This window comes from Paenibacillus tianmuensis (genome assembly GCF_900100345.1).
Taxonomy (GTDB): Bacteria; Bacillota; Bacilli; order Paenibacillales; family NBRC-103111; genus Paenibacillus_G; species Paenibacillus_G tianmuensis.
The window spans coordinates 23,245-48,209 of sequence record NZ_FMTT01000014.1; the positions used below are offsets into that span (position 1 = coordinate 23,245).

Genomic DNA, 24,965 nt, shown 5'->3' on the forward strand with positions numbered 1-24,965 from the left:
ACCCTCGCATTATATACGAATGAAAGGCGAAAAGAGTTCATTTTTTTTCTGAATTTTTCTTTAAAATTGCTTTACCGAAAGCTAGGCAACATGCAACATTTGGCAGAACGAAACGTCAATATCGTTTAGATGCGATCTTCAAAGGGGGTTATTTTGCTGAAAACGTATTTCCTGACGTTGTCGTCCGCCGCGGCATTTGCCGTCACTCTCTCGATAGCCGGGTGCGCGGAAATAAGCCCCGCTGAGCAACCGTCCGCCATACAAGGAGGTCCGACCGCCTCGACGAAGACGCTTTCCCCTGCATTGAACGATCCGCCGTCGTTAGGTGACCAAACCACGGATGACGTACGGATTCGGCTGAAGGATGAGCCTCGGCTGCAAGCCCCCGTCGCGACGAATGTTGCTCCGACGAAGCAGCAGTTTACGCTGGATTTTCGCGAAGCGATGGATCAGGCTTCGGTGGAAGCCGCCTTGCTGGAGCAAGCCAAGCAGTACACGGAGAAGGAAGAAGCCTTCGGGGATGGGATCGTTCCTTCCTTCGATTACCGATGGGTCAACGATCGGGAGCTGGACTTGACAGTTGGGGAAATTTCATTGCCTGAGCCAACGTTTCATTCTTATCAGCTAAGCGTTTCGGGAGCGAAAACGAAGAGCGGGAGGATGCTTGGCGAAACTCCTACGTTCAAGGGAGTGGTAGAGCGGCCGAATCAATTGTGGAAAATGTCCGTAGACAGCAAAAGTTCGGAGCCGCTCACTTCGTTCGATCCGCCTTACGGAATCGAAATGCTGGACGATTCGGGAAAGTTTCTGCTGCTCAGCCGTACGACTCATTATTGTCGATGCGACGCTCCTTTTGAAGGCATTTACACCGTGTACGATGTGAAAGAGAAAAAGCTTATCCCGTACCCCAATAAATTAATGACCCGTTATATGGGAAGCGGGGCATTCGTCGCCGACCGCCGGGGCTTCTTTTACGAGCAGCCGGAGCAGGGGACGGAGATTCCAGCGAGCGATACGGCCGTTGCGGTCCGATTGAACGATTACGTGCATGGAGCGGGCTTCAGCAAAGACCGGACCCGGCTGATTATGGCTGTGGGGACAAGAGAGCAGGAGCGGGATCTCGACCTGCTTGTTTTCGATCTGAAGTCCGGTAAGGAGCAGCGGATGTCCAAGGCCTTGGTTGGCAGTGTGCCTTTCAGTCAGACGCATTCGGGCAGATGGCCTGTCGGTTTCGAGGACGACGGGGAGCGCGTTTACGTTAATATGGATGTGGACACCGGTCATGAAAAGCGGTACGTCTACACCTGGAAGACCGGGAAGCTGGAGCCCTTGCACCTGCCGCTGTCCGACAATCTTTGGGGAGGCTTTATCCAGACGACGGACGGAGTGTATCAGTTTTATTACAACGCCGGAATTTATAAAGGCGCTGTCAAAATCTCGAAGGATAGGATACCGGGGGGAGACGCATGGATTACCGGAACTCACCTGCTCCTCAGAACGCAAGAGAGCCCGGGTGCACCCAAGGATTCGGTTTATAATCAAGACCTCGTCGTGTTCGACGCAGACAAACGTGCGGAGCGTAAGATCGTCTCTGGTGTTTGGAGCGGTACCTCGGTGGCGGGAAGCAGTCCCGACGGAAAGTGGATTTACCTCATTTCCGGCAAGCATCTAACGAAACCTTAGTCAATCTAGAGCGCCGAAGCCACGGCGTTCAATTACTTTAAATAACGACACGAACCGTCCTCGCTCTGGAGTGGACGGTTCTTCATCGTTCACAGTCCAGGATCTGAACCGGGCTTGATGCAGCCGACCGTTCACGCCGCCCGTAGGGCCAAATTCCGATTGACACCTTTGAAAGCGCGGTGGTACTATGAAAGTGACAAAATACAAAACCTTGGTTTGATATACAAAACCAACTTCGTTTTGGAGGAAGCATGGACAAGAAATATTGGGTACCTGCCCTCGAAAAATCCAACCTTGTGCTCCAAGCGATCTCGGAGCAGCCCTCCAGCCTGAAATTGATCGATCTGTCGAAGCGGCTCGGAATCAACAAGAGCTCGATGTTTTCCCTGCTTGCCACAATGGAAGCGCTGGACTGGGTCGTACGGGAGGAGGACGCGACGTATTCGCTAGGGTCCAAGCTGGGCTACATTGGAAACGCTTTTTTCAAGCAATTCAGCTTGATCGACCGGTTCCGCAAGGAAGCCTCCGTCACCAAGCACGTCATCAAAGAGACGATTCAGCTGGCGAAGCTGGAACGGAACGAGGTGCTTTATTTGGCGAAGGAGGAGATGCCTTCCCCGGTGCGCTTATCGTCGGAGCCCGGGATCAAATATCCCGCTCACGCGACGGCGCTCGGCAAGGCGATGCTGGCATGGGTCGCCGAGCCCGAGCTCGGGGCGCTGTACGCTTCGGAAACGCTCGATCCGTGCTTAACGCCGCACACGCTGCAGCAGCGCTCCGACCTGATTCGCCAGCTTGAGGACGAGCGGTTACGCGTACGACTTGCAGGAAGCGGTCATGGGCTTCTGCTGTGTGGCTGCTCCGGTTCGTTCCGGCAACGGGAAGGTCGTCGCGGCGATCAGCTGCTCCATGTTCCAGCACGAATGGGAGGCGAAGCAGGAGCTGGCCCGGCATGAAATATGCGCGCTCGCCGAGAGGCTGTCGCAGTATCAAACCACCACTTAACCGAAGGATGTGAGCCCCGTGAGATTGCACAATAAGGTAACGCTCATTACCGGGTCCGGCTCGGGCATCGGGAAAAGCACGGCGCAGCTGTTCGCCCGCGAAGGCGCGACGGTCATCGTCAACGATTTGGCGGAGGATAAAGGGCTGGAGACGGTCGAGGAAATACGCCAAGCCGGAGGGAACGCGATGTTCGTGCAAGCGGACGTGACGAATCCCGAATCCGTTCAAGCGCTGGTGGACACCGTCATCTCCAAGTACGGCCGGATTGATGTGCTGTTTAACAATGCCGGCATCAGCGGCGTGGGGGCGATCCACGAAGTGGAACCCGAGGCGTGGGACCGCGTCATAACGGTTAATATCCGCGGTACGTTCCTGCCGTGCAAGTACGTCGTGCCGCATATGATGCAGCGCAAAGAAGGCTCGATCATTAACATGTCTTCCTGCATCGCCGAAATCGGGCTGGCGCGCAGGGCATCGTACTCCGCAACCAAAGGAGCCGTGCTGGCGCTGACCAAATCGATGCAGGTCGATTACGCTCCCTATAACATCCGCGTAAATGCGCTGCTGCCGGGGACGATCCTGACGCCGTTCGTGGAAAATTATTTGCGGACTTCCTACGACAATCCGGAGGAAGCTTACGAATCGCTTAAAAAACGCCAGCTGAGCGGCGACCTGGGACGCCCGGACGACGTGGCCAATGCTGCGCTGTTCCTCGCTTCGGACGAATCGAAATTTATGATGGGCTCCCCGCTATATATCGACGGGGGCGCCGTTTTCGGCAAGAACGCGTAGCGCATCGATTTGTTAGACTAAACCTACAATAAGCCAAGGAGGCATATTCAAATATGAAACTGCTTACTTTTATCGAAGACGGACAGGAACAACTCGGCGTCAAGACCGACCGCGGCATCGTACATGTTGCTAAAGCGCTTGCAGCGATCCCTGCTGGAAACGCAGACGTGCCGCAGACGGTGCATGAAGTCATCGAAGGCGGACCTTTTGCGGCTACGGCTCTGCAAGCTTACGTGGATCAAGCGCTGGCGGCCGGCGGCAGCGACGCTTATATCCTGGACGAGGCCAGACTGACTTACGCCCCGTGCGTTCCGCATCCGAACAAAATCATCTGCGTCGGGCTGAATTACCGTAAGCATGCGGAAGAAACGAACGCGCCGATTCCGAAGTATCCGATCCTGTTCAACAAATTCAACAATACGCTGACGGGTCACGGACAGGACGTGCCGCTGCCGGTCAGCGTGACGAGCAAGGTGGATTACGAGGCGGAGCTGGGCATCGTGATCGGCAAGAAAGCGAAGTACGTATCCAAAGAAGCGGCGCTGGATCACGTATTCGGCTACTGCAACGTGAACGATTTGTCCGCCCGCGACCTGCAGATGCGCACCCAGCAATGGCTGCTCGGCAAGTCGTGCGACGGCTTCAGCCCGCTTGGACCTTACCTGGTGACGGCCGATGAAGTCGGAGATCCGAACAACCTTTCTATCCGGTGCATCGTGAACGGCGAAGTGCGCCAGAACTCTAACACGTCGGATATGATCTTCCATTGCGACGAAATCGTCAGCTACATTTCGCAGCATATGACGCTGGTGCCGGGCGACGTCATTTTGACCGGTACACCGCAGGGCGTTGTGCTCGGATATCCGGAGGAGAAGCAGGTTTACCTGAAAGACGGCGACGTCGTCACGATCGAGATCGAGAAGCTGGGTTCGCTGACGAACCGCATGGTTAACGAGCAGGCGTAACGGCAGCGGACAAAAGGAGGAACGGCGGATGGCAGGACCGATTATCGCAGGAGCGGACGCGCTCGTGATGGACCCGCGCGATCATGTGGCGACGGCGATCAAAGATTTGAAGCAGGGTCAGCGGATCACCTTCCGGGTGCAGGAGCACGTCCAGGAAATAGCGTTGCTGGACGACGTTCCGTTCGGGCATAAAATGGCGATCCAAGACATCCCGGCCGGGACGGATATCCGCAAGTACGGCGAAGTGATCGGACGGACGTCGGTCCCGATCCTTGCAGGGCAGCATGTTCACGTGCATAACGTCGAAGGAATTCGCGGTCGCGGGGATCAGGCGAAAGCGTGAGAAGCGAAGGGAGAACGAATACTCATGAATCACATGATGGGATATAGAAGACCAAACGGCGACGTGGGCATCCGCAATCATTTGCTTATTATCCCGACCGTCATTTGCGCCAACCAAGTGTGCACCCGGATCAACCAGATGGTTCCGGACACGGTATCGATCCCCCATCAACACGGCTGCAGCCAGATCGGCGCGGACAAAGACCGCACCTTCGACGTGTTGGCGGGAACCGGCCGCAATCCGAACGTCGGCGGCGTGATCATCATCAGCCTTGGCTGCGAAGTCGTCGACCCGCATGCGCTGGCCGATGCAATCCGTCCCACGGGCAAGCCGGTCGAAGTGGTCGATATTCAATCGGTCGGCGGTTCCGTGAAAGCGATCCAGTACGGGGTGGAAATCGCGCGGAAAATGCGTGCCCAGCTCGATGACATGAAGCCTGAGCCGGTGCCTTTCACCGAGCTGATCATCGGGGTCAAATGCGGCGGCTCGGACGCCACCTCCGGGCTCGCTTCCAATCCGGCGCTCGGTGCGGCTGCCGATTCGCTCATTCAGCAGGGAGGCGGCGTCGTGATCGGAGAAACGACGGAAATCATCGGCGCCGAGCATGTGCTCGCTTCGCGCTGCGCCACGCCGGACATTTCGGAGAAGCTGTATCATATCGTCGACCGCTTCGAGAAGGAAGTCGAGCGGATGGGCGCCGACATGCGCGGTGGCAATCCGAGTCCGGGCAATATTGCCGGGGGATTGACAACGATCGAAGAAAAGTCGCTCGGCTGCATCAGCAAGTGCGGCAGCGCACCGATCAAAGGCGTCATCGAGTATGCCGAGGACATTCCGAAGCACGGGCTCTATTTTATGGATTCGCCGGGCAACGACATCGAATGCGTCTCCGGGATGGCGGCGGGCGGCGCGCATCTGGTCTGCTTTACGACGGGGCGGGGGACGCCTACCGGAGCCGCCGTCATTCCGGTCATCAAAATTACCGGCAACAAACGGATGTTCGAGAAAATGTCGGACAACATGGACGTCGACGTCAGCGATATGTTGGAAGGCACGCTCAGCCTGGAGGCGGCAGGTCAGGTCGTCTGGGAGGAAATTCAAGCGGTCGCGAACGGAAAACTGACGAAGGCGGAAATTTTGGGCCATACCGAATTCAGTATCAACCGGATCGGACCGAGCTTATAAGCTTACTGCACAACGAGGGAGGCACGGATTCATGGGAAGATTGGCAGGACGGGTTGCGCTCGTTACAGGGGCGAGCCGGGGCATTGGAGAAGCGATTGCCATTCGTTTGGCGGAGGAAGGCGCGCATGTTGCCATTAACTTCACTTCTGAGCGTTCGCGCCCGTTGGCGGAGAACGTGAAGAAGCAGGCGGAAGCGCACGGAGTCAAAGCGATGGTGGTTCAAGCCGACGTAGGCAGCAAGCAGCAGGTGGAAGACATGTTCCGGCAGGTGCAGGAGCAGCTGGGCGATGTGGAAATTCTCGTCAACAACGCCGGGATTGCGCCGTTCGAACCGTTCCTGAAATGTACGGAAGAGACGTGGGACCGAACGTATAATACGAACGTCAAATCGATTTTCCTCTGTTCGCAGTTGGCGGCGAAGTCCATGATCGAAAAGCGCTACGGCAAAATCGTCAACGTCTTGTCGACCGCCAGCCTCGTCGTCACGAGCCCAGTCATTCCGCATTACCAATCGTCCAAAGCGGCGGCGAATATGCTGACGAAGGGGATGGCGATCGAGCTTGGCAAATACAACATCAACGTCAATGCGGTAGGCCCGAGCACGGTCGATACCGATATGTGCACGGACTATTTGGCCGACGATGCCATCCGGTCCAAAGAAATCGAAGCGAACCCGATGAAGCGTCTCGGCACCGCCCGCCAGATCGGAGATGCCGTCGTGTTCCTGGCCTCCGAGGAAGCGATGCAGGTCAACGGCCATCTGCTGATGGTCGACGGCGGTCTGACCGTCAAAGCGGCCCAGCCGGAAGATCAAATGGAGCATTAATTAGCAGCAAAAATCGAGCCCTTCGCAAGCCGGGGGGCTTTTTGGCACACCGTGTCCGCACCATCGGATTTCCCTCCCCATGAGTAGCACAGCCAGCCAACGACTCTCCGCATTTCCTAACCATGTTTAAATATTTCACGAAACGACACCAAGCGACATCAAATCTAATAATCTCCTAATATTTAACTGAAACTTTCATAATTATTCGGAATTATAGTAGAGATATCAAGCGGAGGTGATGGGTATGAAAGACATGAAGCTGCTACATCAGGGGAAAGTTTACAAGGGGCAAGTGTCCTACGAAGGTTCGGATTTAATGGAGGTTTCCTTCACGGAGCCGTCCTCCTTTACGGGCGGGGAATCCGTCATCTGCTTTGATTTTCAGAAAAGAGTGCAAATGCGCGTGCTGCAGGTTTCCAAATCCAAGCTGATTTTAGTTCCGGCGGATTCGGAAATTTTCAATATAGAAGCGAGACCCGATGCCATACTGGACGATATGTACCGCGACGAAAACTTGGTGTTTCCCAGCTTCAAGCTGAACACGTACGGCACGTTGATCGACGATTTTCGTACGATGGCGGTTCGTTTTTGCCGGATCAGCCGTCTTGGGTTCGGATTTGAAATTAACGATTTCTCCGTCAAAATGAACCATGTCTACGACACGATGATCATGTGCGACGAAGAAACGATTCATCCAAAGGTTGTGGTCCGCTACGCCCATATTCAAGAAAAAACGATCAGCTACGGCGCCGAAATTTACAGTATCTCGGCCAAAGACTTGAACAAGCTCCGCTTCTACATCGTGACGCAGCAGTTTATGGCGCAATAAAGCTATATTCCTAAAAAAACAATCCGGCTGTTCCGTTCGGTAAGACGGAAGCAGCCGGTTTGTTGTGACGCGATTATTTATGCAATTCTCTTCCTTGAACCCAGACGTGCTCAAGGTCGAGCTCCGGCGTGACGAGCAGCAGATCGGCCTGCTTGCCGGTTTCGATGCTGCCGGTTTCCTCCAGCAGCCCGAGCTGCTTCGCCGGGTTCCAGCTGGCCATCCGGCTGGCTTCCTCGACGCTGACTCCGACCGTGTTGACCACATAGCGGAAGGCGCCGATCATCGTCAGCGTGCTGCCTGCGAGGCTGTCGCCGTCGCGGAGCCTTGCGACGCCGTCCTTCACCACGACGGCGAGCCCGCCGAGTTCAAAATCGCCGTCCCCGAGTCCCGCGGCGGACATGGCGTCGGTGATGAGCAGCAGATTGTCGCTGCGCTTCGTTTGGGTCAGCAGCCGGATGCAGGCCGGATGGACGTGGTGTCCGTCGGCGATAACCTCCGCGCAGATTTTGTCCTCGGTCAGCACAGCGCCGACGACGCCGGGCTCGCGGTGGTGCAGCCCTTTCATGGCGTTGAACGTATGCACGGCATGGCTCAGCCCATGCTTGACCGCTTCACCGATTTGCGCATAGGTCGAATCCGTATGCCCGCTGGCGGCCACGATGCCTTGTCCGGCGAGAAAGGCAATGACCGGCAAAGCTCCTTCCGTTTCCGGAGCAAGCGTAACGAGGCGAATCAAGCCCGGATAGCGGCTGGTCCATTCCTTCATCCATTCGAGCTTCGGCGTGACGATAAAGTTCGGATTTTGCGCGCCGGGCCATTTCGGACTGATGAACGGTCCTTCCAGATGCACGCCAGCCAATTGCGCGTACGGCATCCCTTTTTCCCGGTATGCCTTAACGCTCTCCAGCACTTGGCCGATCGCTTCGGGGGAAGCAGTTACCGTGGTCGCCAGCATCGTGGTCGTCCCGTGGCTGGAGTGAAACCGGGTAATATTCTCAAGCGATTCGACGGTTCCGTCCATGAAGTCGCTGCCGTAGCCGCCGTGCACATGCACGTCGATGAATCCGGGCAGCAGCCAGCTTCCGCGGGCGTCGATTTTCGTGCCGGCCGCTTCAGCCTGCGATTCGTTCAGCTCGGCCATCGAGCCTAGCGCTTCGATCCTTCCGTCCTTGACCGCGGCGTATCCGGCGGGAATTACCGCATCCGGCGTGACGACTTTGGCGTTAACGATCAGGGTATCCCATGCTTCGCGGCTCATTTTAACAGGCCTCCCGCTTCGGAATCCAACAAGACGACGACGTGCGGATGCGTCTGCAGCAGCGAGGCCGGGCAATCCGTCGTGATCGGGCCTTGCAGCGCCCGCTGTACGATTTCCGCTTTATCCGCGCCGCGGACGACGAGCAGAATCATTTTCGCTTTCAAAATCGTGCCGACCCCCATCGTCAGGGCATGCGTCGGCACCTGCTCCGGCTTATCGAAAAACCGCGCGTTCGCCGTGCGGGTCGATTCTTTCAACTCCACGAGATGCGTGCCGCCCTCAAGCGTAGCGTCCGGCTCGTTGAAGCCGATGTGCCCGTTATGGCCGAGACCGAGCAGCTGCAGGTCAATCTGTCCGTACTCTTCCAGCAGGCTGTCATAGCTGGCGCATTCCGCTTGCAAATCCGTCGCGGTGCCGCTCGGAATATGGCATTGCTGCGGGGGAATGTCGACGAGACCGAGCAGGTGCTCCTGCATGAACGTATAATAGCTGGCCGGATGCCCCGGCTCGAGACCAACGTATTCGTCAAGATTGAATGCTGTTGCTTTGGCGAAGCTGACCAGCGCTTGCCGGTGCGACTCGACAAGCTCCTGGTAAATACCGATCGGCGTGCTGCCTGTCGCAAGCCCGAGCACGGCTCTCGGATTCGTTTGCAGCAGTCCGGTAATGATGCCAGCGCCGGCTTTGTTCAATTCTTCTTGCGTGCGGAAAGTTAAAATGTTCATGGCTTATCTCCCTTTTTCTTTGCGGTATTTTTTCACTTCTTGAAACGATTGCTCCAGAAGCGGAACATAATCGTCAAAGTGCAAGCTGAGCAGCGCGGTAAACAAGATGTCCACCACGTGCAGCTGAGCGATCCGCGAAGCCATATCGCCGCGGCGCATCCCTTCCTCGAGCGAGGAGGCGTACAGCCGGATGTCCGCGAGCTGCGAAATCCGATTGGCCCCGAACTTGGTGAGCGAAATCGTTGTGGCTCCCCGTTCCTTGGCGCACAAGAGGGCGTCGAGCGTTTCGGGGGTTTCGCCGGAGTAGGAGAATGCAAACGCCACGTCACCCTCGCCGAGGCTCGTTGCCGACGTAATCTGCATGTGGGAATCGGCCCAGTGCTGCGCCATTTTGCCGATGCGTACGAGCTTTTGTTGGCAATCGTACGCGACCATCCCCGAGGTCGCCATCCCGTACAGATCGATGCGCCGGGCATCGTGCAGCGCGTCTACCGCCCGCTGGACCTCCGTGAGGTCGAGCTGCCGCGTCGTATCCGAGATCGAACGCAGATGGTTCGTTTCGATCGCCTGGGCGATGCTGTGAAGCGTGTTGCCCGCGACAATGTCCTGGTAGGACGGCTTCGCCGGAACAGGCTGGACGAGCTCGGCGGCCAGCTTCATGCGAAAATCCCCGTAGCCCTTGAACAGCAGGCTGCGGCAAAAGCGGGATACCGTCGCAGCGCTCGTTCCCGAACGTCCGGCCAGCTCCGTAATACTCAAATGAACGGCCTCGTGGGCATGCTCCAAAATGAACTGCGCGAGAATTTGTTCCTTCGGATTCATGTGGTGCTGCTGTTCCCGTAAGGCTTGCAGTATACCGGACATCAGATCACCTGTTTTGCAAAGATTTTGTAAATCATTTTCTTCATACCGATAAAAATGGTGAAAATTATTTTCTTCCTCATCATAGCCAATGTCGCTGGTTTTCGCAACTGTTTTCGGCCTAAACCCGGCAGCGTCTTAAGACTTGCGGAACCTTGCGGATGGAGGAACCGGTTTCTAAAATAAAACGGCCGTTTCCCATGCATAGATGCACGAGAAACGGCCGTTTTTATCGTTGCTAAAACGCCGCGGTTATTCCGTAAACAGCTTCCGCAAATTGTCCCCGTACGGTGCCCGAACGATACCTTTTTCCGTAATAATGGCCGTCACGTACTCGTTCGGCGTCACGTCGAACGCCGGGTTGAACACCTTGACGCCCTGCGGCGCAGTACGCTTGCCGAACCCTTGCGTAATCTCGTCCTCGTGCCGTTCCTCGATCGGAATATCGGCTCCGGTCGGCGTGTTCAAGTCGATCGTCGACATCGGGCATGCGACGTAGAACGGAATGCCGTGAGCCTTGGCCAGCACGGCGACGCTGTAGGTGCCGATCTTGTTGGCAACGTCGCCGTTGGCGGCTACGCGGTCGGTACCGACGATGACCGCCTGTACCCAGCCCTTCGCCATGACGACGCCGGCCATGTTGTCGCAGATCAGCGTCACGTCGACACCCGCCTGCTGCAGCTCGAACGCCGTCAGGCGCGCTCCCTGCAGCACCGGACGGGTTTCGTCCGCGAACACTTTAAGCGTGATGCCTTTCTCCAGCGCCAGATACATCGGCGCCAGCGCCGTCCCGTACCTTGCGGTCGCAAGGCCGCCCGCATTGCAGTGCGTGAGGACGCCCATGCCGTCCTCGAACAAAGACAGCGCGTGCTCGCCGATCAAGCGGCACGTTTCCTCGTCCTCGGCTTGGATCGCCCGGGCCTCGTCCAGCAGCGCCTGCTGAGCGCTCTCCACCGTCGTTTCCTCCGGTGCGGCTGTGCCAAGCAGCGCCTCGGCCCGCGCCCGCATCCGGTCCAGCGCCCAGAATAAATTCACCGCCGTCGGGCGCGACGTTGCGAGGTAATCGCATTGGCGGCTGACTTCCGTCAGCAGCGCATCCCGGCTTCCGGAGAAGCTCCGCACGCCGAGATACACCCCGAACGCTGCCGCAATGCCGATGGCCGGCGCTCCGCGGACGGCGAGCTGCTTGATCGCATCCCAGACTTGCTTGGAGGTCGTCAGCTCCAAATAGACGATTTCGTCTGGCAGGAGCCGCTGATCGAGAAGATCCAATCGGTCCTCCAGCGAATTCCAGCGGACCGATTGCAGCCAGTCCGCTTGTTTGGTTTGTTCTGTAGTCAAGGTGTCAGCACACTCCTTTATCTATTTCACGGCCTTCTCGGCGATGTCAATCATTTCTCCGATGGAAGACGCCTGACGGTTAAATTGAATGAGCGCCGTGCCGATGGCGAGCGCCAGCCGTTGAGCGCGCTCTTTAGCCGCTTCGTCTTGAATTTGATTGATATCGGCCACCTGCGCCAGGCCGTGCACACGGCGCACCATCTTGCTGCCGGTGAAGCCGAACGTGTCCCGCAGCACTTCTTTCATGTACCAGTCCTGGTAGCCCGGCGTTGTGGCGATCCGATCGGTACCGTGCTGGTTCCACAGCTCCCGGAACTCGCGCTCGAATGTCTCCCATACGTCGCGGATCGTGCCGGTCAAGTAGTCGCGGAAATCTTGGCGCGAAGCCTCATCTTCGCCCCAGCCTTCCTGCGCGGCGAAGTTCAGCAGCAGATTGGCGAACACCGCGCCGATATCGAAGCCCATCGGACCGTAATACGCGAACTCCGGATCGATGACCTTAGTCGAATCCGGCTTGATGAAGATGCTGCCGGTATGCAGATCGCCGTGCAGCAGCGCCTGGGTATGGGTCAAAAATTTCTCGCGCAGAATCGCCACTTCCAGATGAAGCCCGGTATCCTGCCAGATGGCGGCAACCGCGTCGCGAATGGCTGGCCGAACGTTATTGTTCGGCGAATCTGTATACGGATCGTCAAAAATCAGATCCTCGGTAATTTTGCACAGCTCCGGGTTGATGAACCGCTTGACCCGTTCTTTTTTCTCCTGCTGGTTCATGCCGAGATCGGACGTGTAAAAAAGAGTACGGGCCAAAAACGTTCCGATATGCCCGGCGAACAGCGGGTATTTGTTCCGCTCGATCAAGCCTTTGCGCATAATGATATGGTCGCTCAAATCCTGCATGACCGTGAGCGCCAAGTCCGGCTCATAGGTGTATACGTGCGGGACAAGGTCGGGGCACAGCGATTCCTGAATCATCAACGCTTCGCTCTCGATCCGGGCGCGGTCCAAAGTCAGCGGCCACGATTCGCCTACGACTTTGGCATAGGGGAGCGCTTGCTTTAAAATGATGCTTTTCCCGGTGGAAGGCTCCGAAATATGGAACACCAGATTCAAGTTGCCGTCCCCGATTTCTCGGCTCGTGAGCTCGGAATCGGGCTGAAACAGGTCGGGTAATTTTCTTGCATATGCGATAGCTTCCGATTCCGTCAGCGGATGATATGCGGACATGGGATGAATTCCTCCTTTTTCCATATGAAAACTGCCATTCCTCTAGTATAAAGCAATTTGGTTTGCGTTGGAATAGAGGAACTTCGTTTTCCTGAACTGCATTTTGTCCGGTCTTGGCCGTGTCTTTTACAAAAGGTTCATACCCCGATAATACGCGCTTAACGCTGGGAGATACAATAAAAGTAAATACGCGGAGCTGGAGGTCTTTGATATGGAGAAACTACTCGGTAGATTGCTATTGGCCGCGGGGTGCTTCGCCATCCTGTGCGTGCTCGGGTGGACCTCGACGGAAAATCCGTCCGTAGCCCTGCATGCCAATCCTCTAAAAGCGAGTCACGAGCAGGACCAACGAATCTCGGCTTTCAATTATTATGTACGGAACGGAAACTGATCGGACAAACGATTGCATAAGAAAAAGGGGAGGCATAGGGCCTTCCCTTTTTGTTTGCCGGAGCAAAGTCCGGGGCTACTTCGTTCTTCCGCGATGCTCCACCAAGTCAATGGCTCCCAGCACGACGTGTGCGAGCCCAAAACCGACGACCGCGGCGGCCGCCATCGGGAATTTGTTTCGCATAGCCGCGCCGGATGCTGCGACAGCTGTACCGAGAACGGTTGGAATCAGACCTTCGCGCATTGCTCTTCACCCTCCTCGCAGCGGATTGAATGATGTAGCGTTTTTAGCATCGATTTTTGCGATCGTTTTTATGCTCTTTCGGAATTGCAATGTTTTGGCTGGAAATCTATAATAGCGTAAACGAATGGGCTAAACTAACTAAGGGAGGAAAACGCAAGAGATGATACGGAGAGGACAGGCGGTCGGACTGAAGGAATGGGCCGTGGCCGTCGAGGCTTTGAAGCAGGGGAAGCAGATCCTGATTATGCGCAAAGGCGGCATCCGCGAGGAAACCCGGGATTTTCAAGTGGAATCCGACAGCTTTTATTTGTACCCGACCTACGAGCACCAGCGCAAAGAGCTGATCAAGCCGGAGTACGCGGAGCGGGTGGGTGACCGGGCGCCCGAATGGAGCGGCGGACAAGCGGAAATCGGATGCTACGCCGAGCTTGCCGAGGATATACTGATCGAGACCGAGGAACAGCTCGCGAAGCTGAAGCCGTTTCACATTTGGTCGGACCGGCTGGCCGAAGAACGGCTGAAGTGGAAGCGGACGAAGCCGCTGCATGTCATGCTGCTTAGGGTGTATGCGCTGGACGAGCCTGTGCGAATCCCGGTGCTGGACGAATATAACGGGTGCAAATCGTGGATCGGGCTTCCCGAATCGCTGCATGGGGCTCCGCGCCGGCCGGTGCTGACGGACGAAGCTTTTGGGATGGAGGCCAATCAGATTCGAGAGGCGCTTGCGCAAAAATAGTTCCGGGAAATCCGCGGACGGGACTTCCTTGATTTTGCATATTGAGATATAATATTATTATTGAGAATCATTGATAATCAATTTGTAATGATTATCATTAAATAATAATTAAAACTCGGAGGCACGAAACTATGGCAAACGTACCACATTTTACTATAGACGGTTTGAAAGCGACTGTCGAAGGCAAAGAGATTTTGAAAGGTCTCAACTTGACGATTAAGGGCGGCGAAGTGCATGCGATCATGGGACCGAACGGAACGGGCAAAAGTACGCTGGCGTCCGCTCTCATGGGCCACCCGAAATACGAAGTGACGGAAGGCACCGTGACGCTGAACGGCGAGGACGTGCTTGAGATGGCGACGGACGAAAGAGCGCGTGCGGGCCTGTTTCTTGCGATGCAGTATCCGAGCGAAATTGCAGGCGTGACGAATGCGGACTTCCTGCGCAGCGCGATTAACGCCCGCCGCGAGGAAGGCAGCGAAATTTCGCTGATCAAGTTCATCCGCCAGATGGAAGCGAAAATGAAGGAGCTGGAGATCAACCCCGAGTTCATGCACCGCTATTTGAACGAAGGCTTCTCCGGCGGCGAGAAGAAGCGTAACGAAATCCTGCAAATGGTGATGCTGGACCCAAGCATCGTTATTCTTGACGAGATCGACTCCGGCCTCGATATCGACGCGTTGCGCATCGTGGCGGCGGGCGTGAACGCGATGCGTTCCGAAGACCGCGGTTTCCTGATCATCACCCACTACCAACGTCTGCTGAACTACATCACCCCGGACTACGTACACGTGATGATGCAAGGACGCATCGTGAAATCCGGCGGACCGGAGCTGGCTCAGCGTCTGGAGAACGAAGGATATGACTGGGTGAAAGAAGAGCTTGGAATCGTGGACGAGCGGGTAGGCCAGGACGAAGAGGAATTCAAGATTCCGATGAATACGACGGCTCCGAAATACTAAGCTATCGAAAGGGGACAGGAGGATTAATCATGAGTACACAAACCGTTCTTCCGATCGATCGCGCAAGCTTGGTAGAGCTGTCCAAAGCGAGACAAGAGCCGGAGTGGATGACGGCTCTGCGCGGGCAAGCGCTGGAGCTTGCCGGAACGCTCGAATTGCCGACATTGGAGAAAACAAGAATCGACCGTTGGAACCTCGCTTCCTTCGGAACCTATAAAGCGGGCGCCAAGCTCGCATCGCTCGAAGAGCTGCCAGCCTCGGCCAAGAGCCTGATGCAGAACGACGGGCAAGGACACCCGGACAATCTGATCGTACAGAAAAACTCGGGTATAGTATACAGCAGCGTCTCCGAGACGTTGAAGCAACAGGGCGTCGTATTTACGAGCCTCGAAGAAGCGCTCCAAACGCACGGCGAGCTGGTGCAGAAATATTTTATGTCTGTCGTAGGCAAGGATGAAAATCGCCTGACGGCGCTGCATACGGCGCTTTGGAGCGGCGGCGTGTTCCTGTACGTTCCGAAAAACGTGCAGGTGGAAGTACCCGTCCAAGCGCTGTTCGTGACGGACGACGCCGAAGCGAGCTTTTCGCCGCACGTCTTGATCGTTGCCGAGCAGCATGCGTCGGTAACTTACGTCGACAACTTCGTTTCCGAAGGCAGCTTGAACGGCTTGGTGCAAAACGGCGTTGTGGAAGTCGTCGTTAAGCCGGGAGCGAAGGTAACCTTTGCCTCAGTGCATAATTTGAATGAATCGGTCACCGACCTGATGTACCGCCGCGCGCTTGTGGAGAACGACGGAAGTATCGAGTGGATCGTCGGCGAGATGCATTACGGCAACGCGATGTCGGATACGACTTCGATTTTGGAAGGCAACGGCTCCACCTCCGATGCGAAGGTGATCTGCGTCGGTACCGGCGAGCAGAAGCTGAACGTGTCCACCCGGGCGGTTCACTTCGGCAAAAGCTCCGACAGCCAGATGATTACCCGCGCAGTCATGCGCGACGGGGCAACGGCCATCATCAACGGCATTACCAAAATCGAGAAGGGCGCGACCAAAGCAAACGGCGAGCAAACGGAAAAAGTGCTGATGCTCAGCCCGAAAGCGCGCGGCGACGCCAACCCGATTTTGCTGATCGACGAGGACGACGTTACGGCGGGCCATGCCGCCAGCGTGGGTCAAGTGAATCAAGAACAGGTATACTATATGATGTCGCGCGGCGTTTCGCGTGAAGAAGCCGAACGGCTGATCATTTACGGCTTCCTGGCACCGGTGGTGTCTCAAATTCCACTGGAGCAGATCGCGTCACAGCTGCAGCTTCTTGTGGAAAGGAAGCTGGGACAATGAATACGGCGGACATACGCAGTCAATTTCCCATTCTTCATCAGGATGTGAACGGACATCCGCTCGTTTACCTGGACTCGGCAGCCACATCGCAAAAGCCGGTGTCGGTTATCGAAACCGTCAAACGTTATTACGAGCTTGACAATGCGAACGTGCACCGCGGCGTTCACACACTCGGCTCCCGCGCGACGGACGCTTATGAGGGCGCGCGCGAGAAGGTGCGCCGCTTTATCAACGCTTCGTCTACGGAGGAAATCATCTTCACCCGCGGAACGACGACGGCGATCAATCTGGTCGCCTCGAGCTACGCGCGGGCCGTATGCGGCGAAGGGGACGAAATCGTCATTACGCCGATGGAGCACCACAGCAATCTCATTCCATGGCAGCAGGTCGCGAAAGCGACCGGCGCTGTCTTGAAATATATTCCACTACAGCCAGACGGTACGATTCGTCTGGAGGATGTGGAAAAAACGATTACCGAGCGCACCAAAATCGTATCGGTCGTATACGTATCTAACGTGCTCGGCGTTGTTAACCCGGTGAAGGAAATCGCGGAAATCGCCCATCGCCACGGCGCTAAAGTGATGGTGGACGGCGCACAAAGCACGCCGCATCTCAAGGTGGACGTGCAGGCGCTGGGCTGCGATTTTTATACGTTATCCGGCCACAAGATGTGCGCTCCTACCGGCATCGGCGCTCTTTACGGCAGGAAAGAGCTGTTGCTGGAAATGGAGCCGATCGAATTCGGCGGCGAGATGATCGACCATGTCGGCTTGTACGACTCCACATGGAAAGACCTGCCTTGGAAATTCGAAGGCGGCACGCCGATTATCGCAGGCGCCGTCGGGCTGGGAGCGGCAATCGATTTCCTCGAAAGCATCGGCTTGGAAGCCATTGAGCAGCATGAGAAGCAGTTGACGGCTTACGCGATGGAACGGATGCTGCAAATCGATGGCTTAACGGTTTACGGTCCGCAGCAAAATCGTGCGGGGCTAATCACGTTCAACTTGGATGACGTGCATCCGCATGACGTGGCCACCGTGCTCGACGCCGACGGGATCGCGGTACGTGCCGGCCACCATTGCTGCCAGCCGCTGATGCGCTGGCTGAATGTCACGGCAACCGCCCGTGCGAGCTTCTATCTGTATAATACCGAAGCCGATGTAGACCGGTTGGTCGCTTCCCTTATTAAAACAAAGGAGTACTTCGGCTATGCAATTGGATGATTTATACCGCAGAGTCATTATGGATCATTACAAAAACCCCCGCAACCGCGGCACTTTCGAGAATCAGTCCGTCAGTATCGATCTGAACAACCCGACCTGTGGCGATAAAATCCAGCTTCAAATGCAGGTCGAGGATGGCAAGGTCAAAGCGGCCAAATTCGTAGGCGAAGGCTGTTCGATCAGCCTTTCTTCCGCTTCGATGATGACGGAGGCCGTAAAAGGTAAGACGCTGGAAGAGGCACTGGAAATGGCCGAGAAGTTTTCCGGGCTGATGAAAGGCGAGCCTGTGGAATTCGAATACGAGGAATTGGAAGCTTTGTCCGGCGTGAACAAATTCCCTGCCCGGATCAAGTGCGCGACACTCGCTTGGAACGCGCTGCGCAAAGGAATCGACCAAGTAAAAACTAACAAATAAGGAGGTACGATACCCATGGCAAAGAAAATGCCCGAGATGGAAGAATATAAATATGGGTTTCGCGACGAGCACAAAAACGTGTTCCAGAGCGGAAAAGGCTTGACCCGTGAAATCGTGACCGAGATTTCCAGAATGAAGGGCGAACCGGAATGGATGCTGGAGTTCCGCCTGAAGTCGCTGGAGCAGTTTTTGAAAATGCCGATGCCGCGTTGGGGCGGTAATATGGACGATCTGGATTTCGACGACATTCGATACTATGTGAAGCCTTCTGAAAAGCAGGGGAAAACGTGGGAAGAAGTGCCGACGGAAATCAAGGAAACGTTCGACAAGCTCGGTATCCCGGAGGCGGAGCAGAAGTTCTTGGCAGGCGTATCCGCTCAGTACGAGTCCGAAGTCGTATACCACAGCATGCAGAAGGATCTGGAAGAGCAAGGCGTGCTGTTTATGGACACGGATACGGCGCTTAAAGAGCACCCGGAAATTTTCAAAAAATATTTCGGGACGATTATTCCGCCGAGTGACAATAAATTCGCAGCGCTCAACAGCGCGGTATGGTCCGGCGGCAGCTTCATCTACGTGCCGAAAGGTGTGAAGGTGGAAATTCCGCTGCAAGCTTATTTCCGGATCAACTCGGAAAACATGGGGCAATTTGAGCGTACGCTCATCATCGCCGACGAAGGCAGCTTCGTGCATTACGTCGAAGGTTGTACGGCTCCGGTCTACAGCACGAACTCGCTGCACAGCGCCGTCGTTGAGATCATCTGCCTCAAAGATTCCCGCGTTCGCTACACCACGATTCAAAACTGGGCGCCGAACATTTACAACCTGGTTACAAAGCGTGCGGTTGCGGAAGAAAACGCGACAATGGAATGGGTTGACGGCAACATTGGCTCCAAGCTGACGATGAAATATCCTGCGGTTGTGCTGAAAGGCCGCGGCGCGAAAGGCATGGTGCTTTCCATCGCCGTTGCGGGCAAAGGCCAGCATCAGGATGCCGGTGCGAAAATGACGCACTTGGCGCCGGACACGACATCCACGATCGTATCCAAGTCGATCAGCAAGCATGGCGGCAAAGTCACGTACCGCGGCTTGGCTTCGTTCGGACGCAACTCGGAAGGCTCCAAAGCGAACATCAAGTGCGATACGCTCATTATGGATAACGAATCGACGTCTGATACGATTCCATATAATGAAATCATGAACGACAACATTACGCTGGAGCACGAAGCGACCGTCTCGAAAGTATCCGAGGATCAGCTGTTCTACCTGATGAGCCGCGGATTGACGGAAGCGGAAGCGACGCAAATGATCGTTATGGGCTTTATCGAGCCGTTCACGAAAGAACTGCCGATGGAGTACGCGGTCGAGATGAACCGTCTCATCAAATTTGAGATGGAAGGCAGTATTGGTTAAGTTTTAATTTACGGAGAAACATGCAAATACGTATCCGAGGTGACGTTTACGCTTAGGCGCCCGGATACGTATTTTTTTATAGGGTGAAAAAATCGAAGCAACAACGGCGTTAAGCTGAAGATGAAAAACCTCCATCGCCACCTTAAGGAGTAAAGTGGCTGTGGAGGTTTTAACATTTATTTATATCCCAAATAGGCAACGACGGTGAAATCACCCGGTGAGTTTAAAACAAGTCGATACTGCCCGTCGGGTTGATTCGAAGCCAATGGAATTTTTAAACGCTTAGATTGACCGGCCATAATGGTTCCCGTCGAGTTGCTGCCCACCAGCACATCTCCGTTCAGTGTCACCCGGTACAGGTTAAAGTTGACCCCGAGGCTGATCCGACCGACGTTTATGAAATTGCCTTCGATATAAATATCGCCATGGGCTTGGACTGGCGCCCAAGTATCGTTGCCTGTACCTGGTCCGCTTGAGGCTGCCAAACCTGTGGAAGCAAAACTAAACAACAGGACAAGCACAAAAGCGATGGACGCGATTTTTCTTTTCATACCATTTCAAGCTCCTTTTCTCATAGAATGAACTCGACAAGTACTTTCTTTGTACCAGACGGACAGTCTTCTACGATTTGAATCCGCTTTCAATTTGAATGTCGCCGTGTAATCGAACACCTCCTAATAGAAGAGTCATTGGGGTATTCTGGGCTGTTGTTATAAACATACATTACCACTTATACCGATGTCTATGAATTTTACCTTAATTTTATTTGAAGCTTTTAATGAAAACTATTCTTGCAATTTATGCAGGAGGACTGTGCTTATTTGTTTCCAGCCAACCGGATGCATAGTCCCCTGACTCATGCTTCATCCTATAAAGGGACGAATTCCGGCGAATTCACGAATGAGAGGAGCATGGTGCGATGATCGGATCATGGCGGCGTCCGGTGACGGCCTCGTTGATTGTGTGCTTGCTGGCGGCAGGTTGCGGGCCTCAATTATCCAAGGAACAGCGGCTTTCGAATCAACAGGGTATTCCGAGCAATCAGGGTCAAGCCGCAAACCGTTTAAAAAGCGAAGAAATCAACGGAAAAACGACAACGATCGGCCTGAACGGCGGATTTATTCGCATGCTGCCGCAGGGCCGGGTGGAAATGACGATTCCCACCGTGACGATAGGCGGGACCTCTTATGTGGTCGGTACCGATTTTGCCAAAATTGTCGGATTCCTGTCCAATTGGGATCAGGCTAGGGGAGTATTTCAGTTGGGAGAGCACGATGCCTCTTACGAGCTGAAGCCGGGCCAAACGTCAGCGCTAAGAGATGATGAGACGGTGGCGCTTAAGGAAGCGCCTATTCTTTTTAATTCCCAGATACATATCCCCGTGTCGGCGTTAAACCCGGTGTTTGGGAAAGATTTTTCATTCGAAATCAAGGATCAGGCGGCGGTCGCCCAAGCCACCGACTGGGCGGTTAGCGGGGCGATCAACGGCCCGCTGGAGGCGAGTACGGGAGCGGAGCTTGACTTCGGCGACGATCCGAAGGACTCGTTTCAAGGAACGGGAGGGGCTTCGGCGATGAGACTGGAGCGCGACCCGCTGCTGGAGGCTTCCGATGCTGTGGAGGCCATGAAGGGGCTGGAAGGTTTTTCCGGGAAGGATGACATGGCGGTCCCCGTTCTGAGGCAGGTCGATATGAACGCTTTGTTGACGCGGGCGCAGCGATACGTCGGCGTGAACTATGAGTTCGGCGCCGCGCCTTATGCGACCTCGGGCAAGTTCGACTGCTCCACGTTTACGCAATATGTGTTTGCCAAATCCGGTATTACGCTTAACCGGACAGCTCGGGCTCAAGCCAAGCAAGGCAACGCAGTCGACCGAAAGCAATTGCGGAAAGGCGATCTATTGTTCTTTTACGTTCCCGGTAAGTTTCGCAGCCAGAAGACGGTCGGCCATGTCGGCATCTATGTAGGGAACCAGAGAATGATTCACGCTGCTCCGGAGCCAAAAGACGGCGTGCAGATTACCCATATCAACAATCTGTATTGGAAGCAGACGTTTTTGGCTGCCAAGCGGGTATCCTCATAAGAAAAAACAGCCCAGTCGGTTATCCGTCAGGGCTGTTCTTCTTATGTAAGGCATTCGTTTATTAATCCGCGAAAATATGCTCGACTTCCAAATCCGTCCGTTCCGATAAATCGATGAACGTGCCGTCAAGATTAACGAGCGGCCGGAAAACATCGGTCGGATGGGTGAGTACGATGGTGCCCGTTTCGCCAGAGGCAAGCTGAATTTTTTTGCCGATAAAATTCGGGACCATGTGCTGGATAAACAATTGCGTGATATGAGGATCAATTTGTCCAAAGCTGCACCGGTGAAGCTCGCGCAGGACGAACAGCAGATCGCGTTTTTTCTGGTATACCCGGCTTGAGATCATGGCGCTGTAAATGTCCGCAACAGCGACGATCTTGGACAGCGGATGAATTTCTTCTCCGCGCAAACCGTATGGATAGCCGGACCCATCGAGCCGTTCATGATGCTGTAAAGCAGCCAAGCATACTTCTGCGGGCAGCCCCGAACGCTGAAGCAGCTCGTATCCGTAGATCGAATGCTTTTTCATGCGTTCATATTCTTCCGCCGTCAATTTTCCGGGCTTCCGAAGAATGGCCGGATCGATGAGACTTTTGCCGATGTCATGTAAATATCCCGCTTTGCCGGTAAGTATAGCATCCGGCTCCGATTGCCCGAGCCACTTGCCGATATAATAGGAGATCATGCCTACTTGCACGCTGTGTTGATACGTATAATCATCCGAACTGTTTAATACGAGCAGGAGCGAAACGACGTCCCTCACCTGATGAACTTGCTGGACAAGCGGGTTAAAGCCGTTATCAATCTGGTCCTTGTACACGATGCCTTTTTGGATCGCTTGCTCAAAAATGTTTTTCATGCCGTCCACTGCTTCATGGTAGGCTGCTACTGCAGCAGCTGAAGCAGCGTGCTCCGTCCGCGCGGGTGGAGATTCGTCGCTTGCTGCGTCGGGCTCTGGGTCATCCGGAAAAGCGATGTCCACTTCGTCGATTTTGTGCAGCTTCAGCTTCTCGATGTCATCGACGGAAAGCTCGGTATGTGCGGATAGGACCAGCAGTCCGTACCCGTTAAACGTATCAGAGCCGAGTCGATCGCCAACTTTGACTTGATGGATCGATATGAGCACAACGGGTTCACCTCTGTCCTGGGGTCACGGGACTTCATCGGAGTAAAAGTCCCTTTTGTCTCATGATAACAGGAAAATGAACCCAAAGCACTCGAATTTTGTCGAATGAAGTAAAAATTAATTAATATTTTAATCCATTTTGTAATTGTAAACGAATTACATTCCGATATAGCGGCTGTACAAGCTTTTGGCCAGAGTAGGGTCTTCGGTGCCCTGTACGATCATCCGTCCGTCCGGGAAAAGCACCAATGTCAACGATTCATCCAAATGAAGCTTGAGGAGAAACGGATTTTTCTCGACCGGTCCAAGCGGCTGAAGCCGTTCCGCCCATTCTTCCAAAGATAGCGCGGCAGGCGCAACGGGCTGGATTTGGACGGAATTCCGGCCGCACAGCGTCTGGATCGTATCTTCCTCCAGCGAAGCATCCAGGTATTCGAATTGACGTTTCGCGCAGCAAGGGCAATCCGCTTTGCGCGCTTTTGACACGTCGATCGCGGCGTATTGGTTATACCAGAGGTCCCAATGGACCATCTTGCGGCTTAGCTGCTGATGGGCCCCCACAAGCAGCTTGAGCGCTTCGGCCGCTTGGTGGGAGGCGACCGTATGAATGATCGATCCGATCACGCCTGCCGTATCGCATGTTTCCGTCGTGCCTCGCGCGGGCGGTTGGTCGAACATGCACCGCAGACAAGGCGTTTCGCCGGGGATGACGGTATGCGAGACGCCGCGGGAGCTTACGGCGCCGCCGTAAATCCACGGAATTCCGTGCTTGACGCTGACATCGTTAATTAAAAAGCGCACCGCAAAATTATCCGTGCCGTCCAGAATAAGCTGGACGTCGGCCAGCCATTGCTCGGCATTGGCGAAGTTCAAGTCGGCTACAACCGGTTCGATGACAACGCCGGAGTTCGCCGCGCCAAGCCGGGCCGCCGCCGCTTCCGCTTTGGGCGCGGAGCTGGCCGCATCCGCTTCGTCGTAAAGCATCTGCCGCTGCAGATTGCTTCGCTCGACGAAGTCGCGGTCGATCAGGCGCACGAAGCCGATACCGGCGCGCACCATATGATTGGCGAGCACCGTTCCGAGCGCGCCCATGCCCACGATGGCGACGCGGGCTTGTAGCAGCTTGGCTTGGCCGGTTTCGCCGATGGGGGCGAACAGCATCTGCCGCGAATACCGTTCCCGGTCCGCAACTTGTACGTTCTCCTGCTCCGTCATGCTGTCAGGTACGTTCATGCCCGCGTCTCTCCTTCCTGCGGAAGACCGGCTGCCGGATTCCAGGGACCTTGCTGATGCCCCTTCCACTCCGAGCCGTCCTCCCATATTTCCTTCTTCCAGATCGGCACGATTTGCTTCAGTCGCTCGATGGCATACCGGCTCGCTTCATAGGCGGAGTCGCGGTGCGGGGAGGATACGGCGATGACGACGCTCGTCTCGCCTGCCGGCACCGTGCCGAGACGGTGCGTAATCGCGAGCCGCGTACCCGGCCAGCGCGAAGACAGTTCGTCGCCGATTTGGCGCATCGTTTTCAGCGCCATCGGCTCGTAGGCTTCGTATTCCAGCATCGTGGTCCTTTTGCCGTGGGTAAATTCCCGGGTGGTGCCGACAAACGCCAGCGTCGCGCCGTGGTCCGGATGCAGCACTTTAGCCGTCACCTCATCGGTACGGATTGGATCGCGGGTGATGGCGTAGGGCTCCGGCTCGCCGCCGGAAACCGGCGGGATGAGCGCGACTTCGTCCTGCCCGGTGATGCGGACCGCGTCGTCCGCATATTGCTGATTCACCGCGACAAACGCTTGCTTAAGCACGTCCGATGCCGCGGGGTAGCGGGCGGCCAGCAGCGCTTTGAGCTCCTGCGGCGTCAGCCCGTCTTGTTCTATGTCCAGCTCCAGTACCGGAGAACCGAATTGCTCGGTTAATCCGGCGAAAAGCAGCAGCTTCAGCTTCATGGTTGCTCTACTCCTTCGTTCAAGCGGCCTTTCGAAGTCCG

At 55.4% G+C, this 24,965-nt stretch carries 25 protein-coding genes and 1 pseudogene; 16 read left to right on the top strand and 10 right to left on the bottom strand.

Translation table 11 applies throughout. From position 1 onward, the window contains the following. Window positions 1–129: 129 nt before the first annotated feature. From BLO51_RS11335 to BLO51_RS11370, 8 genes and pseudogenes are all read left to right on the top strand, one after another. Complete coding sequence (locus tag BLO51_RS11335; RefSeq protein WP_217266728.1) at window positions 130–1,683, top strand: hypothetical protein; 1,554 nt, start codon at window positions 130–132, stop codon at window positions 1,681–1,683. Between the two features lie 251 nt (window positions 1,684–1,934). After that, a pseudogene (locus BLO51_RS11340) lies at window positions 1,935–2,688 on the top strand (IclR family transcriptional regulator). Window positions 2,689–2,706: 18 nt separating this feature from the next. Continuing rightward, window positions 2,707–3,480, top strand: coding sequence for an SDR family NAD(P)-dependent oxidoreductase (locus BLO51_RS11345; protein WP_090671278.1), 774 nt, complete (start codon window positions 2,707–2,709; stop codon window positions 3,478–3,480). A 53-nt stretch (window positions 3,481–3,533) separates the two neighbouring features. Further along, complete coding sequence (locus tag BLO51_RS11350; protein ID WP_090671282.1) at window positions 3,534–4,445, top strand: fumarylacetoacetate hydrolase family protein; 912 nt, start codon at window positions 3,534–3,536, stop codon at window positions 4,443–4,445. Between the two features lie 28 nt (window positions 4,446–4,473). After that, entirely contained in the window at window positions 4,474–4,788 is a 315-nt protein-coding gene (locus tag BLO51_RS11355; RefSeq protein ID WP_090671284.1) for a UxaA family hydrolase, read from the top strand. 24 nt (window positions 4,789–4,812) lie between these two features. Next, a complete protein-coding gene (locus BLO51_RS11360; RefSeq protein WP_090671287.1) occupies window positions 4,813–5,973 on the top strand; it encodes a UxaA family hydrolase in 1,161 nt (386 codons plus the stop codon). 31 nt (window positions 5,974–6,004) lie between these two features. Beyond that, the gene (locus tag BLO51_RS11365; protein WP_090671290.1) at window positions 6,005–6,799 is read left to right on the top strand and encodes an SDR family NAD(P)-dependent oxidoreductase; all 795 of its coding nucleotides are present in this window, start codon (window positions 6,005–6,007) and stop codon (window positions 6,797–6,799) included. 244 nt (window positions 6,800–7,043) lie between these two features. Continuing rightward, complete coding sequence (locus BLO51_RS11370; RefSeq protein WP_090671293.1) at window positions 7,044–7,628, top strand: hypothetical protein; 585 nt, start codon at window positions 7,044–7,046, stop codon at window positions 7,626–7,628. 73 nt (window positions 7,629–7,701) lie between these two features. On the opposite strand, the gene nagA is transcribed toward BLO51_RS11370, so the two are convergent. From nagA to mtnK, 5 genes are all read right to left on the bottom strand, one after another. Next, window positions 7,702–8,886: an N-acetylglucosamine-6-phosphate deacetylase gene (gene nagA, locus BLO51_RS11375; protein WP_090671296.1), complete on the bottom strand. Its 1,185-nt coding sequence runs from the start codon at window positions 8,884–8,886 to the stop codon at window positions 7,702–7,704. Beyond that, on the bottom strand, window positions 8,883–9,611 hold the full coding sequence (nagB, locus tag BLO51_RS11380; RefSeq protein ID WP_090671299.1) for a glucosamine-6-phosphate deaminase: 729 nt from the start codon (window positions 9,609–9,611) through the stop codon (window positions 8,883–8,885). Before nagB ends, nagA begins: the two co-directional genes overlap by 4 nt. Before the next feature lie 3 nt (window positions 9,612–9,614). Next, window positions 9,615–10,475 (bottom strand): MurR/RpiR family transcriptional regulator, encoded by an 861-nt coding sequence (locus BLO51_RS11385; protein ID WP_090671302.1) that lies wholly within the window; start codon window positions 10,473–10,475, stop codon window positions 9,615–9,617. Window positions 10,476–10,724: 249 nt separating this feature from the next. Further along, the gene (mtnA, locus tag BLO51_RS11390) at window positions 10,725–11,813 is read right to left on the bottom strand and encodes an S-methyl-5-thioribose-1-phosphate isomerase (protein ID WP_090671305.1); all 1,089 of its coding nucleotides are present in this window, start codon (window positions 11,811–11,813) and stop codon (window positions 10,725–10,727) included. A 21-nt stretch (window positions 11,814–11,834) separates the two neighbouring features. Beyond that, the gene (mtnK, locus tag BLO51_RS11395; protein ID WP_090671307.1) at window positions 11,835–13,040 is read right to left on the bottom strand and encodes an S-methyl-5-thioribose kinase; all 1,206 of its coding nucleotides are present in this window, start codon (window positions 13,038–13,040) and stop codon (window positions 11,835–11,837) included. 211 nt (window positions 13,041–13,251) lie between these two features. Here mtnK and BLO51_RS11400 point away from each other — a divergent pair, with 211 nt between their 5' ends. Continuing rightward, a complete protein-coding gene (locus tag BLO51_RS11400; RefSeq protein ID WP_090671310.1) occupies window positions 13,252–13,431 on the top strand; it encodes a hypothetical protein in 180 nt (59 codons plus the stop codon). A gap of 75 nt (window positions 13,432–13,506) precedes the next feature. Here BLO51_RS11400 and BLO51_RS11405 read toward each other — a convergent pair whose 3' ends face one another. After that, entirely contained in the window at window positions 13,507–13,674 is a 168-nt protein-coding gene (locus BLO51_RS11405; protein ID WP_090671314.1) for an asparagine synthase, read from the bottom strand. Between the two features lie 160 nt (window positions 13,675–13,834). Between BLO51_RS11405 and BLO51_RS11410 the strand changes: the two genes are divergently transcribed. From BLO51_RS11410 to sufB, 6 genes are all read left to right on the top strand, one after another. Beyond that, window positions 13,835–14,410: a DUF1802 family protein gene (locus tag BLO51_RS11410; RefSeq protein ID WP_090671317.1), complete on the top strand. Its 576-nt coding sequence runs from the start codon at window positions 13,835–13,837 to the stop codon at window positions 14,408–14,410. A gap of 131 nt (window positions 14,411–14,541) precedes the next feature. Continuing rightward, the gene (gene sufC / locus BLO51_RS11415; protein WP_090671320.1) at window positions 14,542–15,372 is read left to right on the top strand and encodes a Fe-S cluster assembly ATPase SufC; all 831 of its coding nucleotides are present in this window, start codon (window positions 14,542–14,544) and stop codon (window positions 15,370–15,372) included. A 29-nt stretch (window positions 15,373–15,401) separates the two neighbouring features. Beyond that, the gene (gene sufD, locus BLO51_RS11420) at window positions 15,402–16,715 is read left to right on the top strand and encodes a Fe-S cluster assembly protein SufD (protein WP_090671323.1); all 1,314 of its coding nucleotides are present in this window, start codon (window positions 15,402–15,404) and stop codon (window positions 16,713–16,715) included. Continuing rightward, window positions 16,712–17,938 carry a cysteine desulfurase gene (locus tag BLO51_RS11425; RefSeq protein WP_090671326.1) on the top strand — a complete coding sequence of 409 codons (1,227 nt, stop codon included), beginning with the start codon at window positions 16,712–16,714 and terminating at the stop codon, window positions 17,936–17,938. The genes sufD and BLO51_RS11425 overlap by 4 nt, the downstream gene beginning before the upstream one ends. Next, entirely contained in the window at window positions 17,925–18,353 is a 429-nt protein-coding gene (sufU, locus tag BLO51_RS11430) for a Fe-S cluster assembly sulfur transfer protein SufU (protein ID WP_090671329.1), read from the top strand. The genes BLO51_RS11425 and sufU overlap by 14 nt, the downstream gene beginning before the upstream one ends. A 15-nt stretch (window positions 18,354–18,368) precedes the next feature. Then, entirely contained in the window at window positions 18,369–19,766 is a 1,398-nt protein-coding gene (gene sufB, locus BLO51_RS11435) for a Fe-S cluster assembly protein SufB (RefSeq protein WP_090671333.1), read from the top strand. A 176-nt stretch (window positions 19,767–19,942) separates the two neighbouring features. On the opposite strand, the gene BLO51_RS11440 is transcribed toward sufB, so the two are convergent. Continuing rightward, complete coding sequence (locus BLO51_RS11440; protein ID WP_090671338.1) at window positions 19,943–20,317, bottom strand: hypothetical protein; 375 nt, start codon at window positions 20,315–20,317, stop codon at window positions 19,943–19,945. A 368-nt stretch (window positions 20,318–20,685) separates the two neighbouring features. On the opposite strand from BLO51_RS11440, the gene BLO51_RS11445 reads away from it, so the two are divergent. Then, window positions 20,686–21,849: a C40 family peptidase gene (locus BLO51_RS11445; RefSeq protein WP_090671341.1), complete on the top strand. Its 1,164-nt coding sequence runs from the start codon at window positions 20,686–20,688 to the stop codon at window positions 21,847–21,849. Between the two features lie 61 nt (window positions 21,850–21,910). On the opposite strand, the gene BLO51_RS11450 is transcribed toward BLO51_RS11445, so the two are convergent. From BLO51_RS11450 to moaD, 3 genes are all read right to left on the bottom strand, one after another. Further along, window positions 21,911–22,978, bottom strand: coding sequence for an HD-GYP domain-containing protein (locus BLO51_RS11450; protein ID WP_090671343.1), 1,068 nt, complete (start codon window positions 22,976–22,978; stop codon window positions 21,911–21,913). Window positions 22,979–23,134: 156 nt separating this feature from the next. After that, window positions 23,135–24,211: a ThiF family adenylyltransferase gene (locus tag BLO51_RS11455; protein WP_174551233.1), complete on the bottom strand. Its 1,077-nt coding sequence runs from the start codon at window positions 24,209–24,211 to the stop codon at window positions 23,135–23,137. After that, window positions 24,208–24,924: a molybdopterin converting factor subunit 1 gene (gene moaD / locus BLO51_RS11460; RefSeq protein ID WP_090671346.1), complete on the bottom strand. Its 717-nt coding sequence runs from the start codon at window positions 24,922–24,924 to the stop codon at window positions 24,208–24,210. The genes BLO51_RS11455 and moaD overlap by 4 nt, the downstream gene beginning before the upstream one ends. Window positions 24,925–24,965: the final 41 nt, after the last annotated feature.